Raw genomic sequence first — 25,143 nt, 5'->3', positions numbered from 1 at the left:
TCGAGAGGGATGGGCCCATGCAGGACAAGCGCTTCAGCCGGTCGGAGTTCCTCGCACTCAGCAGCCTGCTCGCGGGCTCCACGCTGTTTCCGACCCGGGGCGACGCGGCGCCGGACGGTGGCGTGGCCCCGGTCCGCGCGGCCGCGAGCACGGCGGCGGCCCGGGCTCCGGACGGCGGGGTGGCGGTCCCCGCGCAGCCCACCCAGGCGGAGTTCGACCAGCTGCGCAAGGGCTGCACCGCGTCGCTGAGCGCGGGCTCCACGGCGGATGACGGCGCGGAGTACGTGCGCATCGGCGAATGGATGCAGCGCCAGAAGCTGTCCAGCGACGTGTACGGCAACGGCGACTTCGTGCAGGCATTCGAGAAGCGCGTCGCGGACATGCTCGGCTTCGAGGACGCGTGCTTCATGCCCACCGGCACCATGGGCCAGCTCATCGCGCTGCGCATCTATGCCGACGCGAGCGGCGTGCGGACCGTGGGCGTGCACCCCTCCTCCCACCACGTGCTGCACGAGGACGACAGCTACGCGGTGCTGCACCAACTGCGCGCCGTGTACCTGGGCCCGTGGACGCGGCCCCTCCTGGCGGAGGACGTGGCCCAGGCCAGGGAGCCCCTTGGCACCGTCAGCCTGGAGCTGCCGGTGCGGTGGCTGGGCGGACAACTTCCGACGTGGGAGCAGCTCGCCGAGCTCAAGCGCACCTGCCGCGAGCGCAAGGTGAAGCTGCACATGGACGGCGCGCGGCTGTGGGAGACCCAGCCCTTCTATGGCCGCTCCTACGCGGACATCTGCAAGGGCTTCGACTCCGTCTACGTGTCCTTCTACAAGATGGTGGGCGGCATCGGCGGCGCGATGCTGGCGGGCAGCCGCGACTTCATCCGCGAGTCCCGCCTGTGGCGCCACCGCCACGGCGGCAACCTGTACCAACTGGCGCCCTACGTGGCCTCCGCCGCCATGCGCCTGGATCCGGCGCTGGCCGCCATCCCGGGCTACGTGAAGCGCGCGAAGGCCGTCACCGCGCTGCTGGCGGCCGACCCCCGCGTCACCGTGTTGCCGCAGCCCGTGCAGACGAACATGTTCCACGTGTTCCTGCGCGGCTCGCCCGGCGCGTTCAACCGCCAGCGCGACCGAATCGCGCGCGAAGACAAGGTCTGGGTGGCGGGGGGCTTCGGACAGACGCGCGTGCCCGGCGTCGTGTCCACGGAGCTCCAGGTGGGCGAGGGGCTGGGGCGCATCAGCGACGCCGACGCGGCCCGGGTCTTCCTGCGCCTGCTCGAAGCGAACTGAGCGTCACGTGCTCCCGCCGGTGTCCAAAGTCAGACACGGGCGGGGGTGAAACAGAGACACCGCGCGTCAAACGCGGTGCGCCGGGCGGCCAGGCGGGTGCGTCAGGCCGCCTTCTTGATGCTGTACTGCGGCTCCTGCGCCTGGGCGTTCAGGAAGAACTCGGAGTCGAGCAGCATCTCGATGCCGCCCTTGTCGTTGTAGAAGGCGATGGGGCCGTGCGCGGTGAAGTGGATGATGGACTCCTCCAGCGCGGTGGTGGCGGGGTGCTCCGCGCCCAGCGGCTCGAACTCGTAGTCGCCCGGGCGGGTGGTGCCATGGCGGTCCTGCGTCGCGCCAGAGAGGATGAAGATCTCCGCCGGAGCCAGGTGACGGTGCGGCGCGAACACGGCGCCCTTCTCCATCTTGAGGATGGCGCTCCACACACCCGTCTCCGAGCTCACCCGCAGCAGACGGTAGGAGGTTCCAGGCCCCAGCGGCTTCCACTCCACATCCGCGGTGTGCACCAGGACATCCATCATCGTCTTTCCGGACATGACATCCTCCACGATCGGCGCTGCGTGTGTGTCGTTGTCCATGTTAACGCCGAACATGGAATTCCTTGCAAGTTTGTCTCACGCACAAGGTTGTCGCTTAAGACACGTTGCACTCGGGCCATGCCAGGGCGCGGAAGTTTCCACGGCAACTGTTCACGCAGGCCGCCCCGGGTCGCATTTTCTGATCAGGCAGAAAGTGGGTGGGTGGATTGCGGACCCGCGTGGAAACCCGCATGAGGGGCGATGTGTCACCCCGTCTTCCGTTTCCCTCCGGATGACACGTCAGGAGCCCGCCCATGCGCACCGCCAGCACATCCGAATCCCACTTCTCATTTGTGCTTGAGACACCCGCCGCGACCCCGGAGGCTGCTCGCCTGCACTTCCAGGCGAAGCTGTCGGTGGAGACGGACGCGGCGGACCTGCGCCTGGACCTGGAGCGGGGCCGCAAGGGCTTCGTCGTGGTGGATGTGCGGTCGGCGGAGGCGTACGCGCGGCGACACATCCCCGGCGCGTTGCACATCCCCGGGCGTCAGGTCAGCGAAGCGAGCACCGCGGCGCTGTCGAAGGATGACGTCGTGGTCGTGTATTGCTGGGGGCCCGGCTGCAACGGCGCGACGAAGGCGGCGGTGCGCTTCGCGGCGCTCGGCTTCCGCGTGAAGGAGCTGCTGGGCGGCATCGAGTACTGGGTGAAGGAGGGCGCGTCCACGGAGGGCACGCTGCCCCAGGGTGTGCCGGTGTTCGGCATGCGCGGGGAAATCTAGGCGGGCTCGTCCGCCGCCAGTGCGTCGCCGGAAGCCGAAGCCCCCTTCGCGTCGTAGGCCCTGCGCGCCGCCTCCACCTGTTCGCGGCGCGCGAGCGCCCAGTGGGCCAGGGCCTTGAGCGGCGTCAGCACGTCGCGGCCCATCTCGGTGAGCGCGTAGTCCACCCGGGGAGGGATGGTGGGCGTCACGGTGCGCGTGAGGTAGCCGTCGCGCTCCAGCCCGCGCAGCGTGGCCGTCAGCATCTTCTGGGACACCGTGCCGATGGTCCGGCGCAGCTCGCTGAAGCGCAGGCTGCCGTCCGCCAGCAGGACGATGACCAGCACCGACCACTTGTCACCGACGCGGCCGAGCACGTCGCCGACCGAGCGGCAGACTTCGGAGGGGAGGTCGACGTTACCGAGTTTCATCCAGGTGCCTTCTTGAAGTGCGGAGCGGTTACCAACATATACCCACTCTCTTTTTGAAACCTACTCTCCAAGGGGTAGGACGAGGTGGGTAAGCCATGGGCGCAGCGCTGAAGGACGACGTGGTGCTGGTAACAGGAGGTTCGGGTTACCTGGGCGGTTGGACGGTTGTCTCCCTGCTGAAGCAGGGCTACCGGGTCCGGACGACGGTGCGGAGCCTGGAGCGGGAGGCCGAAATCCGGGCTGACGTCGCCACGCAGGTGGACCCAGGCGACCGGCTCTCCTTCGTCGCCGCGAACCTGCTGGCGGACGAGGGCTGGGAGCGGGCGGCGGACGGCGCGCGATACATCCTGCATGTCGCATCCCCCATGGGCATGGGGGAGTTCAAGACGCAGGACCTCATCCGTCCGGCGCGTGAGGGCACGCTGCGCGTGTTGAAGGCGGGCGCGAAGGCGGGCGTGGAGCGGGTGGTGATGACGTCGTCGCTCCAGGCCGCGCTGCCGCCGGCGGACTTCTCGGCGGATGCGCCCGCGAGCGATGAGCGCGTCTGGACGGACCTCGCCTCCAGGGACGCGACCCACTACACACAGGCGAAGACCCTGGCGGAGCAGGATGCCTGGGCGTTCATGCGACAGGGCGGCGCTGGCGCCATGACGCTTTCCACCGTGCTGCCCGCCTTCATCCAGGGCCCCATGCTGGGCCGGGACATCTCCGGTTCGCTGGAGGTGGTGGCGCGGATGCTGCGAGGGGAGCTGTCTCCGCTGCCCAGGCTGGGCTTCAGCATCGTGGATGTCCGGGACCTGGCGGACCTGCACCTGAAGGCGATGACCGCACCCGGCGCCGCCGGAGAGCGCTTCGCGGGCAGTGGGGACTTCCTGTGGATGAGCGACATGGCCCGCGTGCTGCGCGAGCACCTGGGCGGGCCGGCCGCGAAGGTGTCCACGCGGACGGCGCCGGACTTCCTGGTGCGGTTCGGGGCGCTGTTCAATCCGGAGATCCGCCAGCTCATGCCCAACCTGGGCCTGCGGCGGACGTTCAGCACCGCGAAGGCTGAACGGATGCTGGGCTGGCGGGCGCGCCCCGCGACGGAGGCGCTGGTCGCCAGCGCGGAGTCCCTGGTGCGCCAGGGCCTGGTGTGAGGCTCCGGGCGTCCACGCTGGACCGGAACGCGCGGTGTCCCTTGCGTTCGCGCTCCAGGCGGGCCCCCGCCAGTTGGTGAAACGGACCCACGTCGGGCGTGTCTTCGTCCACGGGCGGAGGTTGCTATCCTCCCGGCCCGATGCCCCGTCTCCTCGCGCCCACGCAGGCCTGGCTGTTCGGCCCGTCCGTGGACCTCACCGTGTTCGCCGGCAGTGCGCTCGCGTCCATCGCGTTCGTGCTGGCCGCGCCGTGGCTGGGCGCGGTGGGGGACACGCCGGCCTGGGCGTGGCTGTTGTTCGTGGTGGGCGTGGACGTGGCGCACGTGTGGTCCACGTTGTTCCGCACGTATCTGGATGGCGAGGAGGTGGAGCGCCGTCCCGGCCTCTACGTGGGTGCGCCGCTCGCCGCGTACGCGGTGGGCGTGCTCGCGTACTCCGCGTCCCCTGGCGCGTTCTGGAGCGTGTTCGCCTACGTGGCGCTGTTCCACTTCATCCGCCAGCAGTACGGCTGGGTGGCGCTCTACGACCGCAAGGCGCGCATCTCCGCGTTCGAGCGGCGCCTGGACGCGGCGGCCGTCTACGCCGCGACGCTGGGCCCCGTCGTCTGGTGGCACGCGAACCTGCCCCGCGCCTTCTGGTGGTTCGTGGAGAACGACTTCCTCGCGGGCCTGCCGACGTGGGCGGGCACGGTGGCGCTGGGCGCGCACGCGGTGGTGCTGGGCGCGTGGGCCGTGTTCCAGGGCGTGCGCATCGCGCGGGGCGAAGGGGTGCAGGCGGGCAAGGTGTTGCTGGTGGCGGCGACGTGGGTCGCGTGGTTCGGGGGCATCGTGCTCGCGCGCGACGACTTCGCCTTCACGGTGATGAACGTGGTGCTGCATGGCGTGCCGTACTTCGCGCTGCTGTTCCGCTACGCGCGGGGCCGTCACGCGGAAGGGGGCTTCGGCGCGAAGGGCGTGCTCCTGCGCGCGGGGCTGCCCGGCTTCCTGCTGTTCCTCGGGGTGCTGGCGCTGCTGGAGGAAGGGCTGTGGGACGTGCTGGTGTGGCACGACCGCCCGGTGTTGTTCGGCGACAGCGGCCTGGCGTTGGAGTCGGACCTGATGGCGCTGGTGGTGCCGCTGCTGGCGCTTCCCCAGGCCACGCATTATGTGCTCGACGCGTTCATCTGGAAGGCCGGCCGGGAGCCCGCGCTGCTGAACAGGCTGGGCTGGGCTCGTGGCACCCAGGGTCCGGCAACCAGCAGCCAGGCTCACTCGGCCGTAGCCATTCCCGACGTGGGTGAATAGAGCATATGGGCCATGGCCCGACTCCTGCTCGTCTCGAATCGTCTCCCCGTCACCGTCAAGGTGGAGAAGGACAGCGTCTCCGTGGGGCGCAGCGCCGGGGGGCTCGCCACCGGCCTGAGCCGTCCGCATGAGCGCTCCGGAGGCCTCTGGATTGGTTGGCCCGGAGATGTCTCCCGGCTGACGGACGCCCAGCGCACGAAGGTGGAGGGGCAGTTGGCGGAGCTCAACTGCGTGCCGCTGTACCTGTCCGCCAGCGAGGTCAGCCGCTTCTACGAGGGCTATTCCAACCGCGTCCTCTGGCCGCTGTGCCACTACATGCTGGACCGCATCCCCCGGCAGGACAGGGACTGGGATGCGTACCGCAAGGCGAACGAGCGCTTCGCTGACCTGGCCGCGAAGCACTACCAGCCGGGCGACACCATCTGGGTGCACGACTACCAGTTGATGCTGGTGCCGGGCCTGCTGCGCGAGCGTCTGCCGAACGCGCGCATCGGCTACTTCCACCACATCCCGTTCCCGTCGTCGGAAATCTTCAGCACGCTGCCCCGTCGCGCGGAGCTGTTGAAGGGCCTCCTGGGCGCGGACCTCATCGGCTTCCACGCGGTGAGCTACGTGCGGCACTTCTCCGGCACGCTGCTGCGGCAACTGGGGCTGGACACGGACATCGACCGCATCCTCTTCCAGGGGCGCGAGGTGCGCGTGGGCGCGTTCCCCATGGGCATCGACGCGACCGCGTTCGAAACGCTGGCGCAGGAGCCCGCGGTGCTGGAGGAGGTGAAGGTCCTGCACGAGCGCGCCCACGACGAGCGGCTGCTGCTGGGCATCGACCGGCTGGACTACACCAAGGGCATTCCCCGGCGCCTGCTCGCGGTGCAGCGCGTGCTGGAGCGCTCGCCGGCCCTGCGCGGACGGCTGCGCTTCATCCAGGTCGCCGTCCCCAGCCGCACGGAGGTGAAGGCGTACGCCGAATACCGAGAGACGGTGGACGAGCTGGTGGGCCGCATCAACGGCCAGTACGGCACCGTGCACAGCACGCCGGTGCACTATCTCTACCGGTCGCTCAACGAAAAGCAGCTCGTCAGCCTCTACCGGGGCACGGACGTGATGCTGGTGACGCCCGTGCGCGACGGCATGAACCTGGTCGCCAAGGAGTTCTGCGCGGCCCGGCCGGACGAGGACGGCGTGCTGGTGCTGAGCGAGTTCGCGGGCGCGGCGTCGGAGATGCGCGACGCGCTGCTCATCAACCCCTACGACGTGGAGGGCATGGCGGACGCCATCGAAGAGGCGCTGGAGATGCCCAAGGCCGAACGTCAGCAGCGCATGCGCTGCCTGCGCGCGGGCGTGAAGGCGCGCGACGTGCACTGGTGGGTGGACAGCTTCCTGGGCCGCCTCCAGGGGCTGAAGTCCGTGGAGGAGCGCCCGCCGCTGCCCGACGGGATGCAGGCGCTGGAGAAGCTCAAGGGCCCCGGGCGCAAGGTGCTGTTCCTGGACTACGACGGCACGCTCGTGGGCTTCGCGCCGACGCCGGAGCAGGCCGCGCCGGACGCGGAGCTGATGAAGCTGCTCCAGGACCTCTGCGCCCGGCCGGACATGTCCGTGCACGTGGTGAGCGGACGCCCGAAGGAGACCCTGGAGGCGTGGTTCGGCGAGCTGCCCATGGGCCTGCACGCGGAGCACGGCCTGTGGTCGCGCATGCGGCGGGGACAGCCGTGGCAGGCCCTGCCGGGCGTGTCCTTCGAGTGGAAGCCCCGGGTGAAGCCCGTGCTGGAAGCGTTCGCTGGGCGGGTGACGGGCTCGTTCGTGGAGGAGAAGACAGCGTCGCTCGCGTGGCACTACCGCAAGGTGGACGCGGAGTTTGGCGCGCTCCAGGCGCGCGAATTGCGCCTGCTGCTCTTCGAGCAGTTCTCCCAGGAGCCCATGCACATCCTCCCCGGCGACCGGGTGGTGGAGGTGCGACCCCGGGGCGTCAACAAGGGCCGCGTCGTGCCGGAGGTGCTGAAGCACGAAGCCCCAGACGTGCGCGTGCTTGCGATTGGCGATGACGTCACCGACGAGGACCTGTTCGCGGCCATCCCCAAGGGCGGCCTCACCGTGCACGCGGGCAACAAGCACACGCGCGCGGCGTACCGCATGGAAGGCCCGCGGGAGGTGCGGCGGTTCCTGAAGGCGCTGCTCGGCCAGTAGCGGCGGCCCGGGGGCGACACGCGGACGAAGGGCGCGACGCCGCCAGCGCCCCCACGAGGGGACCGCCAGCGGCGCATGCGTTCAGCCTACTGGATGATGGTGACGACCTGCGCCTGGCACGTGGTGGGGTCGACCAGGGTCTGCGCCGTGTCGATGCTGCAGAGGACGCCCTGATTGCCGTAGGCGGTCATGTTGATGGTGCCCGAGCAGGTGGTGCCGGTGACGGCGATGTTGAGCTGCCACAGACACGTCTTCGCGGCGCCGGTCGGATCCGCCGCGTTGGTCGTGTAGTAGTAGACCTGGGTCAGCGGCGTCAGCTGCGGGACGCCCATCTGGAAGACGCCGGAGATGCTGGGAGGCGCGGTGGGGGCCAGGGGGTTGGGCGGCAGGATGTTGGGCGTGCCCACCAGGGTGTAGCCGGGGAAGGTGTTCACGCCGGTCCAGTTGGCCACGAAGAAGGTGTCGACGGTGGTGCCCGCGAGCGTCGCCGAAACTCCTTCCAGGCGTCCCGACGGGAGCTTGATCGTCTCCGTCGGACGGAGGCTGACATAGTCGCTGCGGTTGGCGAGCAGGCCACTGACGTCGTAGTGCTCGGCGAGCGCGACGGAAGGCATGAGGGACAGCAGGGAGGCGGCCAGGAAGCGCTTCACGTTGTTCGTCATGGTCTTGTCCTGTGGTGTCTGGTGTTGGCCGGAGCCAATTCCTTTCTAACAGCACGTTTGTCTGGAAATCAAACGATAGCTGGTAATTCAGGCAATTTCAGCTAGCGTGAAGGATTGCGATCCGGGTGCGCGGCTACGGGGTTTCCCCCGGGTCCACGGGATGAGCAGGGATTGACCCATGCCGACAGTGAAGGCGCGGGGCGCCAACGCGACGCGTGGTCCTGGCCTTGTCTGTCCTTGGCGCGTGGCCCGGACGGGGTGGGGCTTCAGAGATTGAAGCCCACGTTCCCGACGGAGATGCTGGGTCCGAAGATGAAGGACCACTTGCTGGAGGGCACCACGGTGTTGGTGTTGGGGTCGCCGTTGGTGCGCCGGGTGATGTCGCCCCGGAACTCGCGGGCAATCCATGCGTTGGCACCCACCGCCGCGCCCGGGCCAATGGGCACGCGCAGGCCCAGCCCCAGCACGGCGGCGAGCGTGGGCGGGAACTGGATGTCCCCGGACTGCGGCACCAACCCCAATCCCATCAATCCCATCTCGATGCCCAAAAGGCGCTCCTGGCCCTCGTTGTTGAGCAATGCCAGACGCGACAGGACGCCGAAGTTGATGGCCAACTGCCCCGTGGGCTGCGTGGCGCGGTAGAGGCCCGCGGGGATGGTGGCCATGGTGTAGAGGCGGAACATGCCGCCGCGCACGATGGCGGTCCACTGCGCGGAGGGCAGGCCGGTGCGGTCCACGGTGGACAGCGCGTAGCGGGATTCGTCCGCCACGTGGGACACCTGCACGAGGATGCGGTCGTACTGGCCCAGGTTGCCCTGCACGGGGATGACGCGCATCTCGCCATTGGGGCGCAGGAACAGGCGCTGCTCCACGTGGCTTTCGCCCCGGTTGGAGCCGTCGGACTTCGTCACATCGATGCGCAGGGTGATTTCCTGGTTGCCCTCCTGGGGCGTCAGGCGCTCGCGGTGGATGATGACGCGGCAGGTGTTGCGCATGGCGTAGTCCAGCCGGTGCGGGCGGCTGGGCTTGAGCGTCTCGTCATGGCCGTCCTTGTCCGCGCAGATGAACTCCACCAGGTTCTCCACGTTGGTGGGCACGCTCGCCTCGCGCACCGCGCGCTGAACGCGCTCGCTGGTGAGGAACAGGTCCGTGGTGGCCAGCTCCGCCGGCAGCGTGGGCAGCCGGTAGCCGAAGCGCAGCGACACGAAGCCGCCGGCGGTGGCTTCACCCTGCACGAGGGTGGCGGTGTCCCGTATCGTCACGGTGTAGGCGCCGCCCAGGGGGCGCAGCACGAAGCGGCCCAGGCCGCCGTTGGAGGCCACCGTCACTTCCGCCGGGCGGTTGGTGGGCACGAAGTCGATGCCGCCGTGGCCGGGCAATTCCAGCATCGCGCGCGGGTCCGGCACCGGCCGAGTCTCCGCCGTTTCGGAGGCCACCACCGTGCCGTCCACGCGCGACGTGGTGGCCGTCACCGTCACCTGGGGTTCGTCGGTGCCCCGGGTGCGCAGCAGGACATAGGTGCCCTCCGGGACCTTCACCACGCGCTCCACGCGCGTCCGTGCGCCATTCACCGTCCACAAGAGGCCGCGCGGATCATGCGCGCACGCCGCGTCCAGGCGCATGACGAGCCCGGAGTCCTCCGCGTCGCGCAGCACCGTGCCCTCCACTGCGGTCAGCGGGCACGCCAGCACGGGCAGCGTCTCCGCCACGGACGTCTCCAGCGCGTCCCCCCGGGCGAAGAACACGCGCGGCGTCAGCCGCAGTCGCAGGGACACGGTGGGGTTCAACCCCGGCACGTTGCGGATGGACACGGCGCCGTCCGTCACCTCGCAGCGCGCGGAGCCACAGTCCACGGAGGCGATGGCCTCCGAGTGCGTCACCGACACATAGCCGGGGCCCTTGGACAGGTCCACGCCGGAGGACTGCACCAGGGGTCGCGTGAGCACCGTGCGGCCGGGGCGCAGGCGGAAGTACTCGTCGTCCAGGAAGCGCCCGTTGGCGTCGTACGTCGTCACGCCCGCACCCGAGCGGGCGAAGGCGGGGCGCCACGACAGCGTCGCGTCCGTGGGCAGCCCGGGTGTCACCGGCACCGCGCACTCGGAGGGGCCGTTGGGCTCCAGGCACAGGTCCTCGCCGTCCACGCTCTTGCCCTGCGGATCCGGTCCCCGGGGCACGCCGGACCAGGCGATGGTCACGTTCTTCAGGCCGGTGCCCTTGAGCTCCAGCCGGCCGTCGTCCGGGTAGAAGGTCGTGGCGGCGCTGTCGATGCGCGGGAAGGGCCCGGTCGCCACCACGACGACGGTGTCGGTGGCCGAGGCGCACGCGGCTTCGTCCGCGGCGACCTTCAGCTCCAGCGTGCGCGCGGCGTCCTCCGCCTTGGTGGGAGGCTTGAGGGAGCGTCCGTCCGAAGAGAGCACCCAGCCGCCGCGCACGGGGCCGCAGAGGATGCCCTTCGGGACGACCTCCACCGCCCGTCCTCCTTCGGGAAGCTGGACGACGGAGGTGGCGGCGGCGGCTGTGCCCGCCACCAGCAGGCAGCCAAGGACGAGCGCGCGTGCAAGGTGCATGTGTTGCTTAAGCACGGAGGGCCGCATCCGGGTCAAGCCCTCCGTGCATGCCGGCGCAAGAGACGCGCCGGGAGTGTTCCACTGCGACTACCGAGATGCCGTCTTCTGCCCCGGACCCTGGAGCAGGATGCGGCGTCCGAAGGCCCGGTCCACGCGGCCCAGGAACTCACGGAACTGCGGGTACTCGTCCGCCTTGATGCGGGCGACGGAGAGGGCCACCTCGCCGTCGGCGACGAGGGCGCCGTCCTCCACGCGGTAGGAGAGCTTCACGCGACCGAACGGCGTCGTCTCCTCCACCGCCTGGGGCATCTCCGCCACGGTGTAGCCGCCGGGCAGCGTGTAGCGCAGCTTGAAGGTGTTCACCCAGGGGCTCTGCATGACGAGGTCGAAGCGGCGCTCGGCGAGCGACGCGTACGCCTGCTGGTAGGTGCGTCCGGTGCCGAAGGGCAGGAAGCGCAGGCTGCCGCCGGGGAGCACTTCCGCGTAGCGCGGGATGCCCATCTTGAAGTCCAGCGCCACGTCGTCATCCAGGCGGGTGGTGTCGCTGAGCTTCACCTCGCGCACGGTGAGGCCGGGGAAGCTCTGCGCCCACGAGCGCTCGAAGGTGGACTTGCGCGTGGACTCCGGGCGGTAGGCGCGGCGGTAGTCCGGCGCGGACTGGCCGGACACGCTGCTCTGGCCCTTCACCTCCGCGCCGCCGTCGGGCCGCAGGGCGACCTCCATGGCCAGCGTGGTGGTGTTGTCCTGCGCCTTCGCCTCCGGCGTGGTGAGGAAGGTGCTGGTGCCGTTGGGGTCCACCACCAGCACGTTGGCGACGCGGTCCGCGCTGGGCAGCTCCTTGGCGCCGTGGAACTCCGCGGTGCCGTCCAGGTACAGGTCGAACTTGGGCACGTACGCGATGGCGTGGTTGAAGGCCGCCAGCGACGCGGGCTCCGCGTCCAGCGAGCCCAGGTTGCGCATGCGCAGGAGCACCAGCCGGCTGTCCACGCCCGCCACCTTCAGCATGGAGTAGATGAGGCTCGCCTTGTCCTTGCAGTCACCGAAGCGCCGGGCCAGCACGCGGTCGACGCGGTAGGGCTTGAAGCCGTGGATGCCGAACTCCAGCGCCACGTAGCGGGTGTTGGTGACGACGAAGGAGTAGATGGCGCGCACGACGGCCAGCTCATTCTTGCGGTCCACGCCCTGGAGCACCTGGTCCACCGTGGCCTTCAACTCCGCGTTCGGCTGGAGCTGGTCGCGCACGAGGCCCCACCAGTAGTGGCCCACCTGCTCCCACGTCTTGTACGTGGAGATGTGCAGGTTCTGCGCGACCTCCGCCCAGCCCGGCATGCCCGGCTCCGGCACCACCTTGGAGACGTGCTTCGCGCCGAAGCGGTACAGCGTGCGGGTGTTGTCCTCCAGCGGCGACTGCTGCTGCTCCACGCCAGCAAGGCGGCTCTTGTTCCAGTACAGCGGCCGCTCCTTGGGCATGTCCACGACGTACTGGAAGCGCACCTTCGGGTAGACGCCCTGCACGCTCTCCACGTCGCCCCAGTAGTCCGACAGCAGGTTGTCCTGCGCGGTGTCGTCCAGGCGGTAGGTGAGCTCCAGCGTGTCGCCCACGGCGAGCGACGGGAACGACAGCACGCGCATGCGGGCGTCGTAGTACATGCCCGTCCACGGCTCGTTCATGTTGCGCTCGGCGTCGCCGTAGCTCTCCACCACGGAGCCGTCCGGCTTCGTCACGCGGGCCTTGAGCACGCGCACTTCCTGGCGGTCCGGCGAGTAGCTGACGGGGAGGCTGCGGAACGCGTCCACGCCGCGCGTGTTGAGGACCTTCACCACCATCTGCTGGATGCGGCTGGAAAGGCCGCTCTTCTGCACGCGCACGTAGGTGTTGTCCACGAGGTAGACGGCGTCCTCGTGCACGTAGCCCTCGGCCTCCTTGGCCAGCGGCTTCGCGTCCACCAGGTACTGCGTGCCCGCGCTCTCCGTCTCACCCTTGAGCGTGCGCAGGGCCTCCTTCAATCCGGGGTTCTGCGGACGCAGCACCAGCGAGCGCTCGAAGGCGGCCAGGGCGGGCTCGCGCTGACCCGCGGCGAGCAGCGCGCGGCCCTCGCGCTCGTAGACTTCCGGCTCGTCGGGGGACAGGGCCTTCGCCTCGGTGAAGAGCGCGGCGGCCTCTTCGGCGGCGCCGTTGGAGGCCTTGAGCTCCGCCAGCCGCACGCGCGAGCCGTTGTCGAACGGGTTCAGGTCGGTGAGCTTCGCGTACTCGCGCTCGGCGGCGTCCACCTTGCCCGCGTCCGCGAGCTGCGAGGCGAGCTGCCGGCGGGTGTTGGTGTCATCGAAGCGCAGCGCCAGCACCACGCGCATGCGGTCCATGGCCTCCTGGTTGCGGCCCAACTGCCGGGACGCCGCCGCCGCTACGCGCACCACGCGGGGGACGCGGGGCTGCTGCCGGAAGGTCTCCTCCACCAGCGCATGCGCGCGGGCGCGCTCGCCCAGGGCTTCGGCGGCGCGGGCCAGCAGCAGACGGGCGCCCGGCTCGTTGCGGCCGTCGTCCTTCTCCATCAGCGGGGCCAGCAGCGGCTGCACTCGCTCCGGGTGGCCACGGTCCATCTCATGGTCCGACAGCGCCAGTCGCGCCGGAGCGAACGTCGGATCCGCCTTCACGGCGGCCTCCAGGAAGCGGCGGCGCTCGTTCAGGTCGTCCGTCTGGGTGTTGGCGGCCAGCAACTGGAGGCGCGCGTCGTTGGGGGCGGCCTCGGCGGCGGCGGCGGCCTCGGCGCTGGCGGTGTGCTCGCGCTCGTCATAGGCGCGGAAGAAGGCGAGCACCTGGGCGTAGTCGCCTCGCAGGGCCGCGTCGTCCGGGTTCTTCTCCACCAGCGCGCGCAGCGACGAGGTGAGCGTGGGCAGCACCTGCGGCGCGGGGGCCGGCATGCGCTCCAGCGCGGGGGCCTTGGCGGGCAGCGTGGCGCGCGCGGACGCCGTCTCCGAGCGCAGGTAGAAGCCCAGCGGACCGGACTCCTGGCACACCTTCACGAGGACGCGGTTGAGGCCCTTCTTCAGCTTCACCGACACGCGGGTCTGGTCGGGGCGGGGCAGGTTGTAGCGGTCTTCCTTGGAGGCCAACTGCCCGTTCACCCACAGGCGGTAGCCGCCGGAGGTGCCCAGGCCCAGCGCCACGCGCGTGTCCTGCGGCACTTCCAGCCAGGTGAGTGCGTACGCCACGGCCTCCTTGTTGGGGCGCACGGCGGTGGCCAGGTCCACGTAGCCGTCCGCGGACGTGACGGACAGCTTGCGCCAGGTGGCCTCGTGGCCCTTGGCGCCGGGGTAGCGCGCCGTCAAGTCCAACGCGGCGGTCTCCGGACCGAAGTGGGTGTCGCAGCCGGCCTTGCCCTCGTTCTCGAAGCCGCCGACGACGTAGTAGTCATTGACGAAGCCCAGCCACTGGCGGACTTCGTTGGCGCGCACCATCCGGCCGCGGGAGCGCTCCGCGTCCATCAGGAGGATTTGCGCGGTGGTGCGCGTGTTCACGTCGGACGTGCGGCGGGACGCGACCTGCTGGTAGGTGCTCACCAGCGGGGTGAGGTCCTCCACGTCGTCCACCAGCGCGTGCATCCGCAGCAGCGCCGCGCCCCCGCGCGGTGAGGTGGCGGCCTTCTGCGCCTCGGCCGCGTACTCGCGGGCCCGGTCGTCCGCGTTCGGCTTCGCGAGCGCCAGCACGGGGCAGGTGAGCACGAAGACTGCGGCCAGCGATGTGAAACGCGACATCCGTTCTCCTCGGTAGAGCAGCGGCGCCAGCAGCGACGCCGGGACAGCAGGGGGCGATGACGCCGATGAACAGGCGGACCCGTCGCGGCCTTCCCCTGCATGTGGCCCCGGACGGCGGGCAGGCAACCCAATCGGGCTCCACTCTATGTCGGACCGGTGTGGGGCGGGGTGGGCCCGTGGAGGCGGAAAGTCGAAAATGCACAGGGCCGGCATGGGCGCTGATGCCCGTGCCGGCCCCGATGTGTGCCGCTGTTGAGGTCCGGAGGCTGCCCGGCCGTCAGTGCAGCTTGGAGTACAGGGCGTTGACGAGGGTGCCGTCGTCGCCGCTCAGCTCCCAGAACATCGCGCCGCCCAGGCCCTTGGACAGGATGTAGTCCGACTTGGCGGTGACGCTCTGCGCGTCGTCGTAGGCCACCCACACCTTCGTGGTCGGGCTGTAGACGTAGGCCTGCTTGCTCTCCGGATGGAAGAACTTGGTGTAGCCGGAGCCCGCGCGCTCGTAGTTGTTCTTGATGTCCTTGAAGTCGAACACGCCGGTGAGGCCCGACTGGCCGTCATCCCAGGTGCCCTTGGTGGGGACGCCGCTCTGGAACAGGCCGTTGTTCACGTTGGGCACGTTGCCCCAGCCGCGGCCGTAGAACGGAACGCCCAACACAATCTTGGACGGGGCCACGCCCAACTGGAGCATCTTCGCGATGGAGCCGTCGGTGTAGAAGCCGTCGTTGGCGCCCGGGTCACCCGTCACGCGGTTGAGCGCGGAGTGGAAGTTGACCGTGGGCTCGAAGGCGCCGTGGTAGTCGTAGGACATCACGTTGATGAAATCGAGGATGTTGGACAGCTTCAGCGTCTCCTGCTTGTTGGCGAGCAGGTCCGGCGAGGCGCCCGTGGCGATGGTGAGCAGGTAGGGCTTGCCGGTCTGCGCGGTGAAGGCGGCCAACTGGGTGCGGAACTCCTGCATGAGCAGGGTGTAGTTCACCTTGTCCGCGGGGCTGCTGATGTTGTCCGGCAGGCCGCCGCCGGTGGGGTACTCCCAGTCCACGTCGATGCCGTCGAACACGCCCACGCCGTTGGCCGGGGTGACGCCGGGGAACTGGCCCTTCACGTACAGGTCCACGCAGGACTTCACGAAGGCGGCGCGCGACGCGGAGGAGGCCGCCACCTGGGAGAAGTACTTGGACCAGGACCAGCCGCCAATGGAGATGAGCAGCTTGAGGTGCGGGTTCGTCTTCTTCATCTCCTGGAACGCGCGGAAGTTGCCGCGCAGCGCGCCGGGGTCCCACTCGCCGGGGTAGCCGAAGCCCTTGTCGATGTCCGCGAACGCGTCACCGAGCACGCACTTGCCGTCCGGCGTGATGTTGGAGAAGGCGTAGTTGATGTGTGTCAGCTTGGACGCCGGGACGTTGGAGACCTGGTAGTTGCGGCCGTAGATGCCCCACGCGGTGAAGTACGCGACGATGTGCTTGCCTCCCGGCGGAGGCGTGGTGGTCAGCGCCACGGTGACGGTGAGCGTCTTGGTGCCCACGTTGCCGGCCGCGTCGTAGGCCTTCACTGTGTACGTGTACGTGCCGTTCTGCGCGGAGGAGGAGAACGCGCGGCTGAACGACGACGCGGTGGCGACGAGCGTGCCGTTCTCAAGGATTTCAATCTTCGTCACGCCCACCTCGTCGGTGGCGCTGGCGGAGACGGTGATGGAGCCAGCGGTGGTGACGTGGGTCGCGCTGCTGGACGCGGTGACGACGGGGGCCTTCGTGTCGCCAGTGCCGGGAATGGCCACGGTGACGGTGAGCGTCTTGGTGCCTACGTTGCCGGCCGCGTCGTACGCCTTCACGGTGTACGTGTACGTGCCGTTCTGCGAGGAGGAAGAGAACGCTCGGCTGAACGACGACGCGGTAGCGACGAGCGTGCCGTTCTCCAGGATTTCAATCTTCGTCACGCCCACTTCATCGGTGGCGCTGGCGGAGACGGTGATGGAGCCGGCGGCGGTGATGTTGGACGCGCTGCTGGACGCGGTGACGACAGGGGCCTTCGTGTCACCGCCGCCCGTCGCGGGCCCGATGTCGAGCCACAGCGAGGCCACGGCCGAGGGCGTCCAGTCCGACTGGGACGTGTGCGGCTGCCGGCACTCATAGATGCGGCCCTGATAGGAGACGCGTGTGCCCGACGTATAGGCGACGCCCACGGCCCACGCGGCTTCCAGCGGCGCCTTCATCACGCTGCCCGGGCCGTCAGCCTCGGGCGTGAAGAGTTCCTGGCCACATCCGGTGACGGTCAGCGCGGACGCGACCAGGCCCATGATCCACTTGCTACGCAGCATTCGTGTTCTCCTCGCCTGCGGTACACGCGGAAGGAGTCACGCCCCCATTTTTCAGGGTTAATCGCGGAGTTATTTTTCCGGGCTTCGCGCCTGTCCGCCGACCCAGGTGGTGTGGGCGGAAAGGTCTTCCTTCAACAGCACGAGGTCCGCGCGATGTCCTGGGGCGATGCGGCCCCGGTGGCCGTGCACGCCCAGGAAGGTCGCGGGATGGAGCGACGCCATGCGCAGCGCTTCCTCCAGCGGAACACCGAGCGAGTGGACGCAGTGACGCACGGCCGCGGTGAGGTCGATGTCCGCGCCCGCGAGCGTGCCGTCCTCCGTCTCCAGGCGTTTGTTGCGGCGCAGGATGGTGCGGCCCTGGAGCATGAAGGACGTGACGGAGGTGCCCACGGGCGGCATCGCGTCCGTCACGAGGAAGACCTTGCCGGGAGGTTTGACCTTGAGGACGAGGCGCAGGTTGTCCGCGTGCACGTGCACGCCGTCCGCGATGACGCCGCACCACGCGTCGTCATGGGTGAGCGCGGCGACGATGGGGCCGGGCTGACGGTTCATCACCGGGGGCATCGCGTTGAACAGGTGCGTGAAGCCGCGCACGCCGGCCCTGAGTGCCTGAGTGGTGCGCTCGCTGGTGGCGGCGGTGTGGCCTGCGCTGAGCACCACGCCGGAGGTGGCGAGGCGGCGCAGGGTGGCGTCGTCCACGCACTCCGGCGCGAGCGTCATCAACACGCGTCCTCCGTGCGCGGCGAAGCGGCGGGGCAGGGCGGTGAGGTAGTCGAGGTCGCTCGGGTCAGGGGCGCGGATGAAGCCCGGTGCATGGACACCGGCGCGCTCGCGGCTGATGAAGGGGCCTTCCAGGTGGATGCCGAGCACCCCGCTGTCGGCGCGCGCGGTGGCGTCGAGCGCGGCCTCGCACGCTTCACGCATGCGCGAGGGGTCGTCGGTGATGAAGGTGGGCAGCAGGCCCGTGGTGCCGGTGCGCCGCATGGCGGAGGCGATGGCGAGCGCGGCCTCCATGGTGGGCGTGTCGTTGAAGAGCACGCCGCCCGCGCCGTTCACCTGCACGTCGACGAAGCCGGGCGCGAGCAGCGTGTCCCCGGGCAGCGTGTGCACGGTGGCGCCGGTGGGGATTTCAGCGGTGGGGACCACGGCGCGCACGGTGTCGCCTTCAATGATGACGGCCTGTCCTTCGAGGAGCAGGTCCCCGGTGAAGACACGCGCGCCGTGGAGGACGACGACCGTGGCGTCAGCCATCACACCGTCTCCGTGACCTTGCGCAGGTGCGCGGGGGCATCCGGATCCAATCCGCGCGCGGTCGCGAGCTGGTGGACCGCGAAGTAGAAGCTCTGCACCTGGCACAGGGGCGCGAGCACCGAGGGCAGATTCGGCAACGTGGGCAGGAGCTGCGCGCCGGGGACGGGCAGGGTGGCGTGGACGCTGGCGCCCAGTTCGACCATGCGCTGCACGACGGAGCGCATGCCCTGCGCCGCGTTGTCCTCCTGGCCCAGCGCGAGCACGGGGAATCCCGGACGCACGAGTCCGAGCGGACCGTGGAGGACCTCCGCGGAGCTGAAGGCCTCCGCATGCAGGCGGCAGGTCTCCTTGAGCTTGAGGGACATTTCGAGCGCCGCGCCCAGGCCGCTGCCGCGCCCGACGACGTAGAGGCTGGAGGCGTCCTTCAAGGTGGCGAGCGCGGGCCACCAGTCGAGCTTGCTCGCGGCCTCCAGCGCGTCTGGCAACCGGCGGGCGGCATCGTGCAACTCGGGTGAGTCCGACCAGTAGGCGACGAGTTGGAGGAAGGCGAGGCCGGAGAGCAGATAGGACTTGGTGGCGGCGACGCTGTGTTCGGGGCCGGCGGACAGGGGGACGCGCACGTCGCACAGCGCGGACAGGGGCGAGGACTCGTCGTTGATGAAGCCCAGGACGACGGCGCCGCCCGCGCGAGCGGCCTCGGTCATGCGCAGCAGGTCGGGGCTCTGGCCGGACTGGGAGATGGCGATGAAGAGCGAGTCGCGCAGGTCGAGCGAGCGGGTGTTGTAGACGGACGCGACACTGGGGCCCAGGGAGGCGACGGCGCGGCCCAGCGTGGTCTCGATGAGGTACTTGCCGTAGACGGCCGCATGGTCGGAGCTGCCCCGCGCGCAGGTGACGACGAAGCGGGGCGGGGTCCGGCGGAGGCGGGCACCCAGGTACGCCAGGGTGTCCCGGCAGCGGTCGAGCTGGAGGCGGGCGGCGGCGGGGGCCTGGGCGGCCTCGCGCGCGAGGAGGGGGAGGGGAGGAGTCATCGCGGTGTGCTCACGGCGCAGGGGATAGCAGTCTCCGGGGCCGCGCGGGTGGAGGAAGGCGAGGGCGGAACACCTTCCGACAATGGTGACGCGCAAGGCGGGCCGCACCGTCCGGTTGGACCGCGAGGCTCATCGGACCCGATACCGCCAGGGCGGGCACTCCGGGCGACCAGGGAAGCTGCCCCCCGCGAGGTGGTCAGGAGGGGCATCGAGCATGGGCCGTCCCATCACCCGTGCTCACCGGGGGCACGACGTGGGCCCATGCGGTTCAGGCTCCGCCGCTTGACGGTGTCGCGGTGCGGAGGCGAGAAGAGGTCATGCTGAAGACCGCCCTGGGACGTTTTCGCGCTGTCGCCTTCTGGGAGGGGCTGTCCTTCCTGGTGCTGCTGCTCATCGCCATGCCGCTGAAGTATGCGCTGGGCTTTCCCCAGGGCGTGCGCGCGGTGGGCATGGCGCACGGCGTGCTCTTCATGGCGTACCTGTACACGCTGCTGATGGCCTCCATCGAATACCGCTGGGGGGTGAAGCGCATCTTCGTGGCCTTCGCGGCCTCGCTGGTGCCCGGCGGGACGTTCTGGTTGGACGCGCAGCTTCGCGGCGAGGCGCAGGCGCTGGAGACGGCGAAGGCACCCTGAGCGCTGCCGCAGTGATTCGTGGTGGCCAGGGCTTGTACTCAGCCGATTGCTTCTGGCGATTGACCTACCCGTGGAGTAGGACCCATTATGTCGTTGATGGGGCGTCATACTCCAGAGGTATTGTCCGCCTATCCACGAGCCCCGTCCCAGCAGGCATGGGATGCACTGAGCACGGAGGCGCGGGCGCTCGTGGTGGCGGCGCTTCCGGGCGAGGTGACCTGGAACGAGATGCCGATGCCGGAAGGGGACTGGCATACCGGACCCCGCGCTCAGGTACTGGACGTGCTGAGAAGGCACTGGGATCACCAGCCACGTACCGCGTACGTGAGTTCAGCCTTGCCTGTGTACTACCCCGAGGAACCACGCTTCGCCCCCGACCTGCTGGTTGTCCTGGATGCGGAGCAGCGCCGTCGCGACAAGTGGGTGTGCAGTGCCGAGGAGCACGGGTTGGACTGGGTCATGGAAATGCACGTTGGCGGTGATCGGAAAAAGGCCGCCGAGGACAACGTGCAGCGCTACGCCCGATTGGGAATCCCTGAGTACTTCATCTTTGACGGAGGCCGGCTCACACTGGAGGGCTATCGGCAGACCGCTCCCGGGGCAGGTGTCTACGCTCGCATGGTGTCGAGGGAGGGACGGTATGTCTCCGAGATCCTGGGACTTGAACTCCAAGTAGAGAAGGACGGCCTGCGCTTCTGGTCAGGCGATTCACCGCTGTTGCGTTCCTCGGAACGGATCCGCCAACTGGAAGAGCAATACAGGGAGCAGTTGGAACACCGGATCGTTCAGATGCAGCTCGAGATTGACTGGCTGAAGCAGTCCGCGGATTGAGTCACCCGCTCAGGCGAGGGTGAACGCCCTCGCCAACGTCAGCACCTCCACCCGCGTGGCCCCCGCCTCCCGCAGGGCGATCGCGGCGGCCCGCGCGGTGGACCCGGTGGTGAACACGTCGTCCAACAGCAGCACCTCCCGCCCCTTCACCGCCCGCGACGCCACGAAGGCTCCCGCCACGTTGCCCGTGCGCTCCGCCTCGCTCAGCCCCACCTGTCGCTTCGTCTCTCGCGTCCGCTCCAGCCACCCCACCGGCGCCACCCGCCCCGTGGCCTTCGCCAGCGTCCCCGCGAGCAGCTGCGCCTGGTCGTACTGCCGCGCGCGGAATCTGCGGACATGCAGCGGCATCGCCACCACGCACTCCGGCGCTGAGCGGAGGAACCTCCGCGCCTCGTCCGCGAGCAGCACCCCCAGCGGCGCGGCGAGGTCCGGTTGGTCCTCGTACTTGAAGCGATGGATGGCGCGCGCCACCGGCCCCTCGTGCGCGAAGGGCGCCCAGCCCCGGCTGAACGGCGGTGGCACCGTCCGGCACCGGGGACAGGTGTTCCCCGGGAATGTGCCGGGCTCCGCGCACGTCCGGCAACACACCGGCGGCAATCGCTCCAGCGCCGTGTCACACGGCTCGCAGAACACCGCGCCCACGCCCGGCAGCACCTTCGCGCAGGCCAGACACATGGGCGGATACACCAGGTCCAACAGGGCCTTCCACATCACCGGGACTCCGGGGGACAGCGCATGCCGCGTCCCTCGTGCGAGCCCCGTGCCGCCTCCTCTTCACTCCGCTGAACGGCCCCGCGTCTTGTACGTGAGCACCGGCGCCAGCGTCGCCACCACCCTCACCAGTCCCGCCTCCACCAGGTCCGTCACCACGCGGTCGATGGCCTTGTACGCGGGCGGCGCTTCCTCGAAGAGCAGGTCCCGGTCCTCGCAGACGACGTGGCTCTTGAACACCGTGCGCGTCAGGGACTCCGCGGTGAAGCGCTCCTTCAATCGCTCCCGCGCCGCCGTGCGCGTCCACTTGCGGCCGGCGCCGTGCGCCAGGCTGTGGGCGCTGTGCTCGCCCGGGCCCACCGGCAACACCAGATAGCTCAGCGCGCCGCGACTGCCGGGAATCACCACCGGCCCCTCGTCCCAGGGCGCCGCGCCCTTGCGGTGCAACCACCCCACGCGCCCGTCCGAGTGCCGCATGGTGACGCTGTTGTGGCACACGTCCAGCACCCGCCGCCCCGTCGCCCCGATACCGTCCAGCGTCCGCTGCGCCACCAGCGCGCGATTCGCCCGGGCCCACGTCACCGCGCCGTCGTGCCGCTCCAGATAGGTACGCGCCTCGGCTGTTCCCGCTGCCAGCCCGCCCGCCGCGTGCCGGTCCACGTGCGTCCGGAGGATGGCCTCGCCCAGCCCGCGCGAACCCGAGTGCACGAGCAACAGCAACCGCTCCGCCCGCAACCCCAGCGCCTCGAAGACGCGCGCGTCGTGCACCGTCTCTACCCGCTGCACCTCCGCGAAGTGGTTGCCTCCACCCACCGTGCCCAGCGCCGCTTCAAAGCCCGTGGCCTTGCCGCCGTGCTCCGCGAGAAAGGCCTCCGCGTCTCCCTCCCACGCACCTTCCAGGTCCAGCTTCGCCGCCCACCGCTCCGCCTTCGCCTTGCGCACCGGCAGGTCCACGTCCCACAGGCCCATGCCACAGCCGATGTCGCTGCCCACGAGGTAGGGATAGAGGAAACCCTCGGATTCGAAGGCCGCGCCCACGGGGGCGCCCTTGCCGGGGTGCAGGTCCGGCAGCCCCACCGCGAGGCGCATGCCGGGAAGTCGCGCCACGGCTTCCAGTTGGCGCACCGCCTCGCCCTCCACCCAGGACTGGGGCGAAGCGATGATGCGCACCGTGGCGGCCGGCGCGACGGCCGGGGAGGTTTCAGGAAGTGACGTGGACATGGGCCGCTCGGACGCGGGCTCCGCGCGCGCCCTGACGCGCGGGCCCCATCACCCGGGCGGGCTGCCCGGCCGCCTACTTGTGGTAGGGCTCGCCCTTGAGGATGGTGAACGCGCGGTAGATCTGCTCGATGAGCACCACCCGCGCCAGGCGGTGGGGCAGCGTCATCTTCGACAGCGACAGCACCTGGTGCGCCGCGGCCCTCACCGAGTCGTCCAGGCCCTCGTCTCCGCCAATGACGAAGAGCAGGTCCTTCGCGCCCGTCTGGGCCTTGGCGACGTAGCGGCCCAGCGCCACCGAATCCAGCAGCGTGCCGCGCTCGTCCAGCGCCACCACCCAGTCCTGCGGCTTGCGCTTGGACAGGATGGCGGTGGCCTCCGCGGCCTTGGCCTCGCCGGGCTTGAGCTTCTTGCCCGACGCCTCGGTCAACTCAATCAGCTCGAAGCGCGTGTAGTGCTCGAGCCGCCGCGCGTACTCCTGCACGGCGGGCTCGAACAGCCCGGAGCGGTCCTTGCCGATGGACAGCAGGCGGACCTTCACCTCAGGCCAGCTTCACCCGGGGCGCGTCCGCCCACAGCCCGTCCAGGTCGTAGAAGGCGCGCACCTCGCCGTTGAACAGGTGGGCCACGACGTCGTCGTAGTCCAGCAGCACCCACTGGCCGGTCTCCATGCCTTCGGTGCTGATGGGACGCAGGGGCTGCGAACCCGTCTTGAGCTGCACCTGGACGTTCTCCGCCATGGCGCTCACCTGACGGTCGCTCTCGCCGGAGGCGATGACGATGTAGTCCGCGTAGGACGTCATCCCGCGCATGTCGAGGATGACGACGTCGGAGGCCTTCTTGTCGAGCAGCAGATCGCCGATGCGGCCCGCCAGCTCGCGCGCCTTCGGGTTCTCCGCGATCTTCGGCGGAGGCGGCGGCGCCGGAGCGCGCGGAGCCTTCTTGCGTGCGGCGGCGGTCGTCTTGCGCGGCGGCGGACGGAGGCTGGACTTCGCCGACTTCTTCGCCGCCGTCTTCTTCCGGGCCGGAGCGCGGGTGGCGCTCTTCGCCTTCGCCTTCGTCTTGGTCTTCGTCGTCTTGGATGCGGGGGTCTTCTTCTTCGTGGCCATGTGCCAACTACCCTAGCGCACCCTTGGCAACCTTCCAGCGGTCCTCTAATGGGTTTGGTCCATGAGCGACGCCCGCCTGGAACAATTCAAGAAGATGGTGGCCCAGTTCCCCGACGCCCCCATGGCCTGGTTCTCCCTGGGGAAGCTGCACCTGGAGCGAAAGGAATACACCGACGCCATCCAGAGCCTGGAGTCCGCCGTCCGTCTGGACCCGAACTATGCCGCCGCCCTGGTCTCCCTCGGGGACGCCTATGTGGCCGCCGGACAGACGGACAAGGCCCGCCAGGTGCTGACCACCGGCCGGGACCACGCCCTCGCCCAGGGTCACCCCGGCCTGGCCGAGGAGATCGACGAGCGCATCGCCGACCTGGACTGACCCGGGCCCCAGGCCCCGAGTCCTACTCCTGGTCGCGCCAGGTGAAACCCAGGCCGAACACCTGACGGGTGTAGCCCAGGCCGTTGCGCGGCAGGCGCGTGCTCCAGATGCCCCAGGACAGCTCCAGGTCCACCCGGGGGGAGACAGGCCGGACGAGCTTCAGGGACAGGGAGTTCTGCCCTTCGTCCTCCTCCACCAGGATGATCTCCGGGGACAGGAAGATGCCGTCCGGGTAGCGCGCCAGGCCCAGGCTGCCCTGCGCGAGCAGCGTCACGTTCCACGGCAGCCGCACCCCCGCGCTCCCGGTGAGCCGGTGGCGCAGCGCCGTCTCACCGAAGCTGTTGGAGCTGACCTCCTGGAAGGCATACGTGAGCGACAGCTTCACCGGCCCCCGGTACGTGTAGCCCGCCCCCGCCACCAGGGCCCCGTCCTGGCGCCGGTCCAGCGTCTGGATGTAGCCCGGGAAGGGCCGGGCCAGGGGGCCGTAGCGGCGCGAGCCCCATTCGCCAAACACACTCAGGGAATGGCGCCGGTCCAACCGGTAGCGCCCCAGCACGCCCACCTCCGGTCCGCCGAAGTCGGCGGTGTGGTCCGGGCGGTACACGAAGCGGCGGGCCCCCAGGCGCACGCGCAGCGCGAGCCGCACGTCCGGGGCGTACTCGGCGAAGAGGCTGGCGCCCAGGTCCGAGTACGCGCGGCTGCCGCCCCGCCGATCCTTGGCGTGGCCTTCGGCGCCCACGCCCCACTCGGTGCCCAGCGCCAGCGAACCCTCCAGCGCGCCCGCCTGCACCAGCGTGTCCTCGTTGCCGTAGTCCACGTACTTGCGCGCGCCCAGCTCATAGCGCCCCACCACCTGCGAGCCCTCGCCGGTGCCCCGGCCCTCCGCGGTGCCCAGCACGCTCAGCGCCAGGTCCGCGCCGGGCCCTGGCGTGACGCCGTCGGAGAAGTCGCGCGGGGCGTTGCTGTCCACGAGCATCCGGCCGGTGCCCTTGAGCGAGCCCTGCCACTCGGTCGCGCGCGCACCCCCGCCCCAGAGGGTGGCGAGGACGAGCAGGAGCGGGCGGAGGCGGCGGGCCAAGACGCGCGCACCATACT

21 protein-coding genes are annotated in these 25,143 nt (G+C 70.0%); 8 read left to right on the top strand and 13 right to left on the bottom strand.

All coding sequences use genetic code 11. From position 1 onward, the window contains the following. Window positions 1–17: 17 nt before the first annotated feature. Window positions 18–1,286, top strand: coding sequence for a threonine aldolase family protein (locus OV208_RS23010; RefSeq protein WP_267576026.1), 1,269 nt, complete (start codon window positions 18–20; stop codon window positions 1,284–1,286). 101 nt (window positions 1,287–1,387) lie between these two features. Here OV208_RS23010 and OV208_RS23005 read toward each other — a convergent pair whose 3' ends face one another. Beyond that, complete coding sequence (locus OV208_RS23005) at window positions 1,388–1,819, bottom strand: cupin domain-containing protein (protein ID WP_267576025.1); 432 nt, start codon at window positions 1,817–1,819, stop codon at window positions 1,388–1,390. A gap of 296 nt (window positions 1,820–2,115) precedes the next feature. Between OV208_RS23005 and OV208_RS23000 the strand changes: the two genes are divergently transcribed. Further along, window positions 2,116–2,580, top strand: a complete 465-nt coding sequence (locus OV208_RS23000; protein WP_267576024.1) for a rhodanese-like domain-containing protein — start codon at window positions 2,116–2,118, stop codon at window positions 2,578–2,580. On the opposite strand, the gene OV208_RS22995 is transcribed toward OV208_RS23000, so the two are convergent. Then, complete coding sequence (locus OV208_RS22995; RefSeq protein WP_267576023.1) at window positions 2,577–2,987, bottom strand: winged helix-turn-helix transcriptional regulator; 411 nt, start codon at window positions 2,985–2,987, stop codon at window positions 2,577–2,579. The genes OV208_RS23000 and OV208_RS22995 overlap by 4 nt on opposite strands. 95 nt (window positions 2,988–3,082) lie before the next feature. Here OV208_RS22995 and OV208_RS22990 point away from each other — a divergent pair, with 95 nt between their 5' ends. The 3 genes from OV208_RS22990 (at window position 3,083) to OV208_RS22980 (ending at window position 7,590) form a co-directional block, all read left to right on the top strand. After that, window positions 3,083–4,123, top strand: a complete 1,041-nt coding sequence (locus OV208_RS22990; protein ID WP_267576022.1) for an NAD-dependent epimerase/dehydratase family protein — start codon at window positions 3,083–3,085, stop codon at window positions 4,121–4,123. A gap of 140 nt (window positions 4,124–4,263) precedes the next feature. Continuing rightward, window positions 4,264–5,406 (top strand): hypothetical protein, encoded by a 1,143-nt coding sequence (locus OV208_RS22985; protein ID WP_267576021.1) that lies wholly within the window; start codon window positions 4,264–4,266, stop codon window positions 5,404–5,406. Between the two features lie 12 nt (window positions 5,407–5,418). After that, on the top strand, window positions 5,419–7,590 hold the full coding sequence (locus tag OV208_RS22980; RefSeq protein ID WP_267576020.1) for a bifunctional alpha,alpha-trehalose-phosphate synthase (UDP-forming)/trehalose-phosphatase: 2,172 nt from the start codon (window positions 5,419–5,421) through the stop codon (window positions 7,588–7,590). An 86-nt stretch (window positions 7,591–7,676) separates the two neighbouring features. Here the strand turns inward: OV208_RS22980 and OV208_RS22975 are convergent, their stop codons facing one another. The 6 genes from OV208_RS22975 to OV208_RS22950 all read right to left on the bottom strand — a co-directional run bounded on the left by OV208_RS22975 (window position 7,677) and on the right by OV208_RS22950 (window position 19,168). Further along, window positions 7,677–8,252: a hypothetical protein gene (locus OV208_RS22975; protein ID WP_267576019.1), complete on the bottom strand. Its 576-nt coding sequence runs from the start codon at window positions 8,250–8,252 to the stop codon at window positions 7,677–7,679. 266 nt (window positions 8,253–8,518) lie between these two features. Next, window positions 8,519–10,819, bottom strand: coding sequence for a hypothetical protein (locus tag OV208_RS22970; RefSeq protein WP_267576018.1), 2,301 nt, complete (start codon window positions 10,817–10,819; stop codon window positions 8,519–8,521). An 87-nt stretch (window positions 10,820–10,906) separates the two neighbouring features. Next, window positions 10,907–14,572, bottom strand: coding sequence for a DUF3857 domain-containing protein (locus tag OV208_RS22965; RefSeq protein WP_267576017.1), 3,666 nt, complete (start codon window positions 14,570–14,572; stop codon window positions 10,907–10,909). 277 nt (window positions 14,573–14,849) lie between these two features. Then, a complete protein-coding gene (locus tag OV208_RS22960) occupies window positions 14,850–16,886 on the bottom strand; it encodes a glycosyl hydrolase family 18 protein (protein ID WP_267576016.1) in 2,037 nt (678 codons plus the stop codon). 69 nt (window positions 16,887–16,955) lie between these two features. Continuing rightward, window positions 16,956–18,137 carry an N-acetylglucosamine-6-phosphate deacetylase gene (gene nagA / locus OV208_RS22955; RefSeq protein ID WP_267576015.1) on the bottom strand — a complete coding sequence of 394 codons (1,182 nt, stop codon included), beginning with the start codon at window positions 18,135–18,137 and terminating at the stop codon, window positions 16,956–16,958. Continuing rightward, entirely contained in the window at window positions 18,137–19,168 is a 1,032-nt protein-coding gene (locus OV208_RS22950) for an SIS domain-containing protein (protein ID WP_267576014.1), read from the bottom strand. The genes nagA and OV208_RS22950 overlap by 1 nt, the downstream gene beginning before the upstream one ends. A 317-nt stretch (window positions 19,169–19,485) precedes the next feature. Between OV208_RS22950 and OV208_RS22945 the strand changes: the two genes are divergently transcribed. After that, a complete protein-coding gene (locus tag OV208_RS22945; protein WP_267576013.1) occupies window positions 19,486–19,803 on the top strand; it encodes a DUF3817 domain-containing protein in 318 nt (105 codons plus the stop codon). Between the two features lie 189 nt (window positions 19,804–19,992). Beyond that, entirely contained in the window at window positions 19,993–20,634 is a 642-nt protein-coding gene (locus tag OV208_RS22940; RefSeq protein WP_267576012.1) for a Uma2 family endonuclease, read from the top strand. 9 nt (window positions 20,635–20,643) lie between these two features. Here OV208_RS22940 and OV208_RS22935 read toward each other — a convergent pair whose 3' ends face one another. The 4 genes from OV208_RS22935 to rsfS form a co-directional block, all read right to left on the bottom strand. Beyond that, window positions 20,644–21,345 (bottom strand): ComF family protein, encoded by a 702-nt coding sequence (locus tag OV208_RS22935; RefSeq protein WP_267576011.1) that lies wholly within the window; start codon window positions 21,343–21,345, stop codon window positions 20,644–20,646. 63 nt (window positions 21,346–21,408) lie between these two features. Next, a complete protein-coding gene (locus tag OV208_RS22930) occupies window positions 21,409–22,566 on the bottom strand; it encodes an RNA ligase RtcB family protein (RefSeq protein WP_267576010.1) in 1,158 nt (385 codons plus the stop codon). 73 nt (window positions 22,567–22,639) lie between these two features. Continuing rightward, window positions 22,640–23,104, bottom strand: a complete 465-nt coding sequence (locus OV208_RS22925) for a 23S rRNA (pseudouridine(1915)-N(3))-methyltransferase RlmH (protein ID WP_120545094.1) — start codon at window positions 23,102–23,104, stop codon at window positions 22,640–22,642. A 1-nt stretch (window position 23,105) separates the two neighbouring features. Further along, window positions 23,106–23,672 carry a ribosome silencing factor gene (gene rsfS, locus OV208_RS22920; protein WP_267576009.1) on the bottom strand — a complete coding sequence of 189 codons (567 nt, stop codon included), beginning with the start codon at window positions 23,670–23,672 and terminating at the stop codon, window positions 23,106–23,108. A 61-nt stretch (window positions 23,673–23,733) separates the two neighbouring features. Here rsfS and OV208_RS22915 point away from each other — a divergent pair, with 61 nt between their 5' ends. Then, complete coding sequence (locus OV208_RS22915) at window positions 23,734–24,048, top strand: tetratricopeptide repeat protein (RefSeq protein WP_120537724.1); 315 nt, start codon at window positions 23,734–23,736, stop codon at window positions 24,046–24,048. Between the two features lie 22 nt (window positions 24,049–24,070). Here the strand turns inward: OV208_RS22915 and OV208_RS22910 are convergent, their stop codons facing one another. Further along, complete coding sequence (locus OV208_RS22910; RefSeq protein ID WP_267576008.1) at window positions 24,071–25,126, bottom strand: hypothetical protein; 1,056 nt, start codon at window positions 25,124–25,126, stop codon at window positions 24,071–24,073. Between the last annotated feature and the right edge of the window lie 17 nt (window positions 25,127–25,143).

Origin of the sequence: Corallococcus sp. bb12-1 (genome assembly GCF_026626765.1) — a bacterium.
Classification (GTDB): Bacteria; Myxococcota; Myxococcia; order Myxococcales; family Myxococcaceae; genus Corallococcus; species Corallococcus terminator.
Note: the sequence above shows the minus strand (reverse complement) of the source record. Positions and strands in the feature narration are given on the sequence as shown.

Coding starts and splice junctions, on each gene's coding strand:
- OV208_RS22935 (WP_267576011.1), bottom strand. CDS start 21,345: ATGTGGAAGGCCCTGTTGGACCTGGTGTATCCGCCCATGTGTCTGGCC.
- rsfS (WP_267576009.1), bottom strand. CDS start 23,672: ATGGCCACGAAGAAGAAGACCCCCGCATCCAAGACGACGAAGACCAAG.
- OV208_RS22990 (WP_267576022.1), top strand. CDS start 3,083: ATGGGCGCAGCGCTGAAGGACGACGTGGTGCTGGTAACAGGAGGTTCG.
- OV208_RS22960 (WP_267576016.1), bottom strand. CDS start 16,886: ATGCTGCGTAGCAAGTGGATCATGGGCCTGGTCGCGTCCGCGCTGACC.
- OV208_RS22980 (WP_267576020.1), top strand. CDS start 5,419: ATGGCCCGACTCCTGCTCGTCTCGAATCGTCTCCCCGTCACCGTCAAG.
- OV208_RS23005 (WP_267576025.1), bottom strand. CDS start 1,819: ATGTCCGGAAAGACGATGATGGATGTCCTGGTGCACACCGCGGATGTG.
- nagA (WP_267576015.1), bottom strand. CDS start 18,137: ATGGCTGACGCCACGGTCGTCGTCCTCCACGGCGCGCGTGTCTTCACC.
- OV208_RS22975 (WP_267576019.1), bottom strand. CDS start 8,252: ATGACGAACAACGTGAAGCGCTTCCTGGCCGCCTCCCTGCTGTCCCTC.
- OV208_RS22915 (WP_120537724.1), top strand. CDS start 23,734: ATGAGCGACGCCCGCCTGGAACAATTCAAGAAGATGGTGGCCCAGTTC.
- OV208_RS22985 (WP_267576021.1), top strand. CDS start 4,264: ATGCCCCGTCTCCTCGCGCCCACGCAGGCCTGGCTGTTCGGCCCGTCC.
- OV208_RS22965 (WP_267576017.1), bottom strand. CDS start 14,572: ATGTCGCGTTTCACATCGCTGGCCGCAGTCTTCGTGCTCACCTGCCCC.
- OV208_RS22995 (WP_267576023.1), bottom strand. CDS start 2,987: ATGAAACTCGGTAACGTCGACCTCCCCTCCGAAGTCTGCCGCTCGGTC.
- OV208_RS23000 (WP_267576024.1), top strand. CDS start 2,116: ATGCGCACCGCCAGCACATCCGAATCCCACTTCTCATTTGTGCTTGAG.
- OV208_RS22950 (WP_267576014.1), bottom strand. CDS start 19,168: ATGACTCCTCCCCTCCCCCTCCTCGCGCGCGAGGCCGCCCAGGCCCCC.
- OV208_RS22970 (WP_267576018.1), bottom strand. CDS start 10,819: ATGCACCTTGCACGCGCGCTCGTCCTTGGCTGCCTGCTGGTGGCGGGC.
- OV208_RS23010 (WP_267576026.1), top strand. CDS start 18: ATGCAGGACAAGCGCTTCAGCCGGTCGGAGTTCCTCGCACTCAGCAGC.
- OV208_RS22945 (WP_267576013.1), top strand. CDS start 19,486: ATGCTGAAGACCGCCCTGGGACGTTTTCGCGCTGTCGCCTTCTGGGAG.
- OV208_RS22930 (WP_267576010.1), bottom strand. CDS start 22,566: ATGTCCACGTCACTTCCTGAAACCTCCCCGGCCGTCGCGCCGGCCGCC.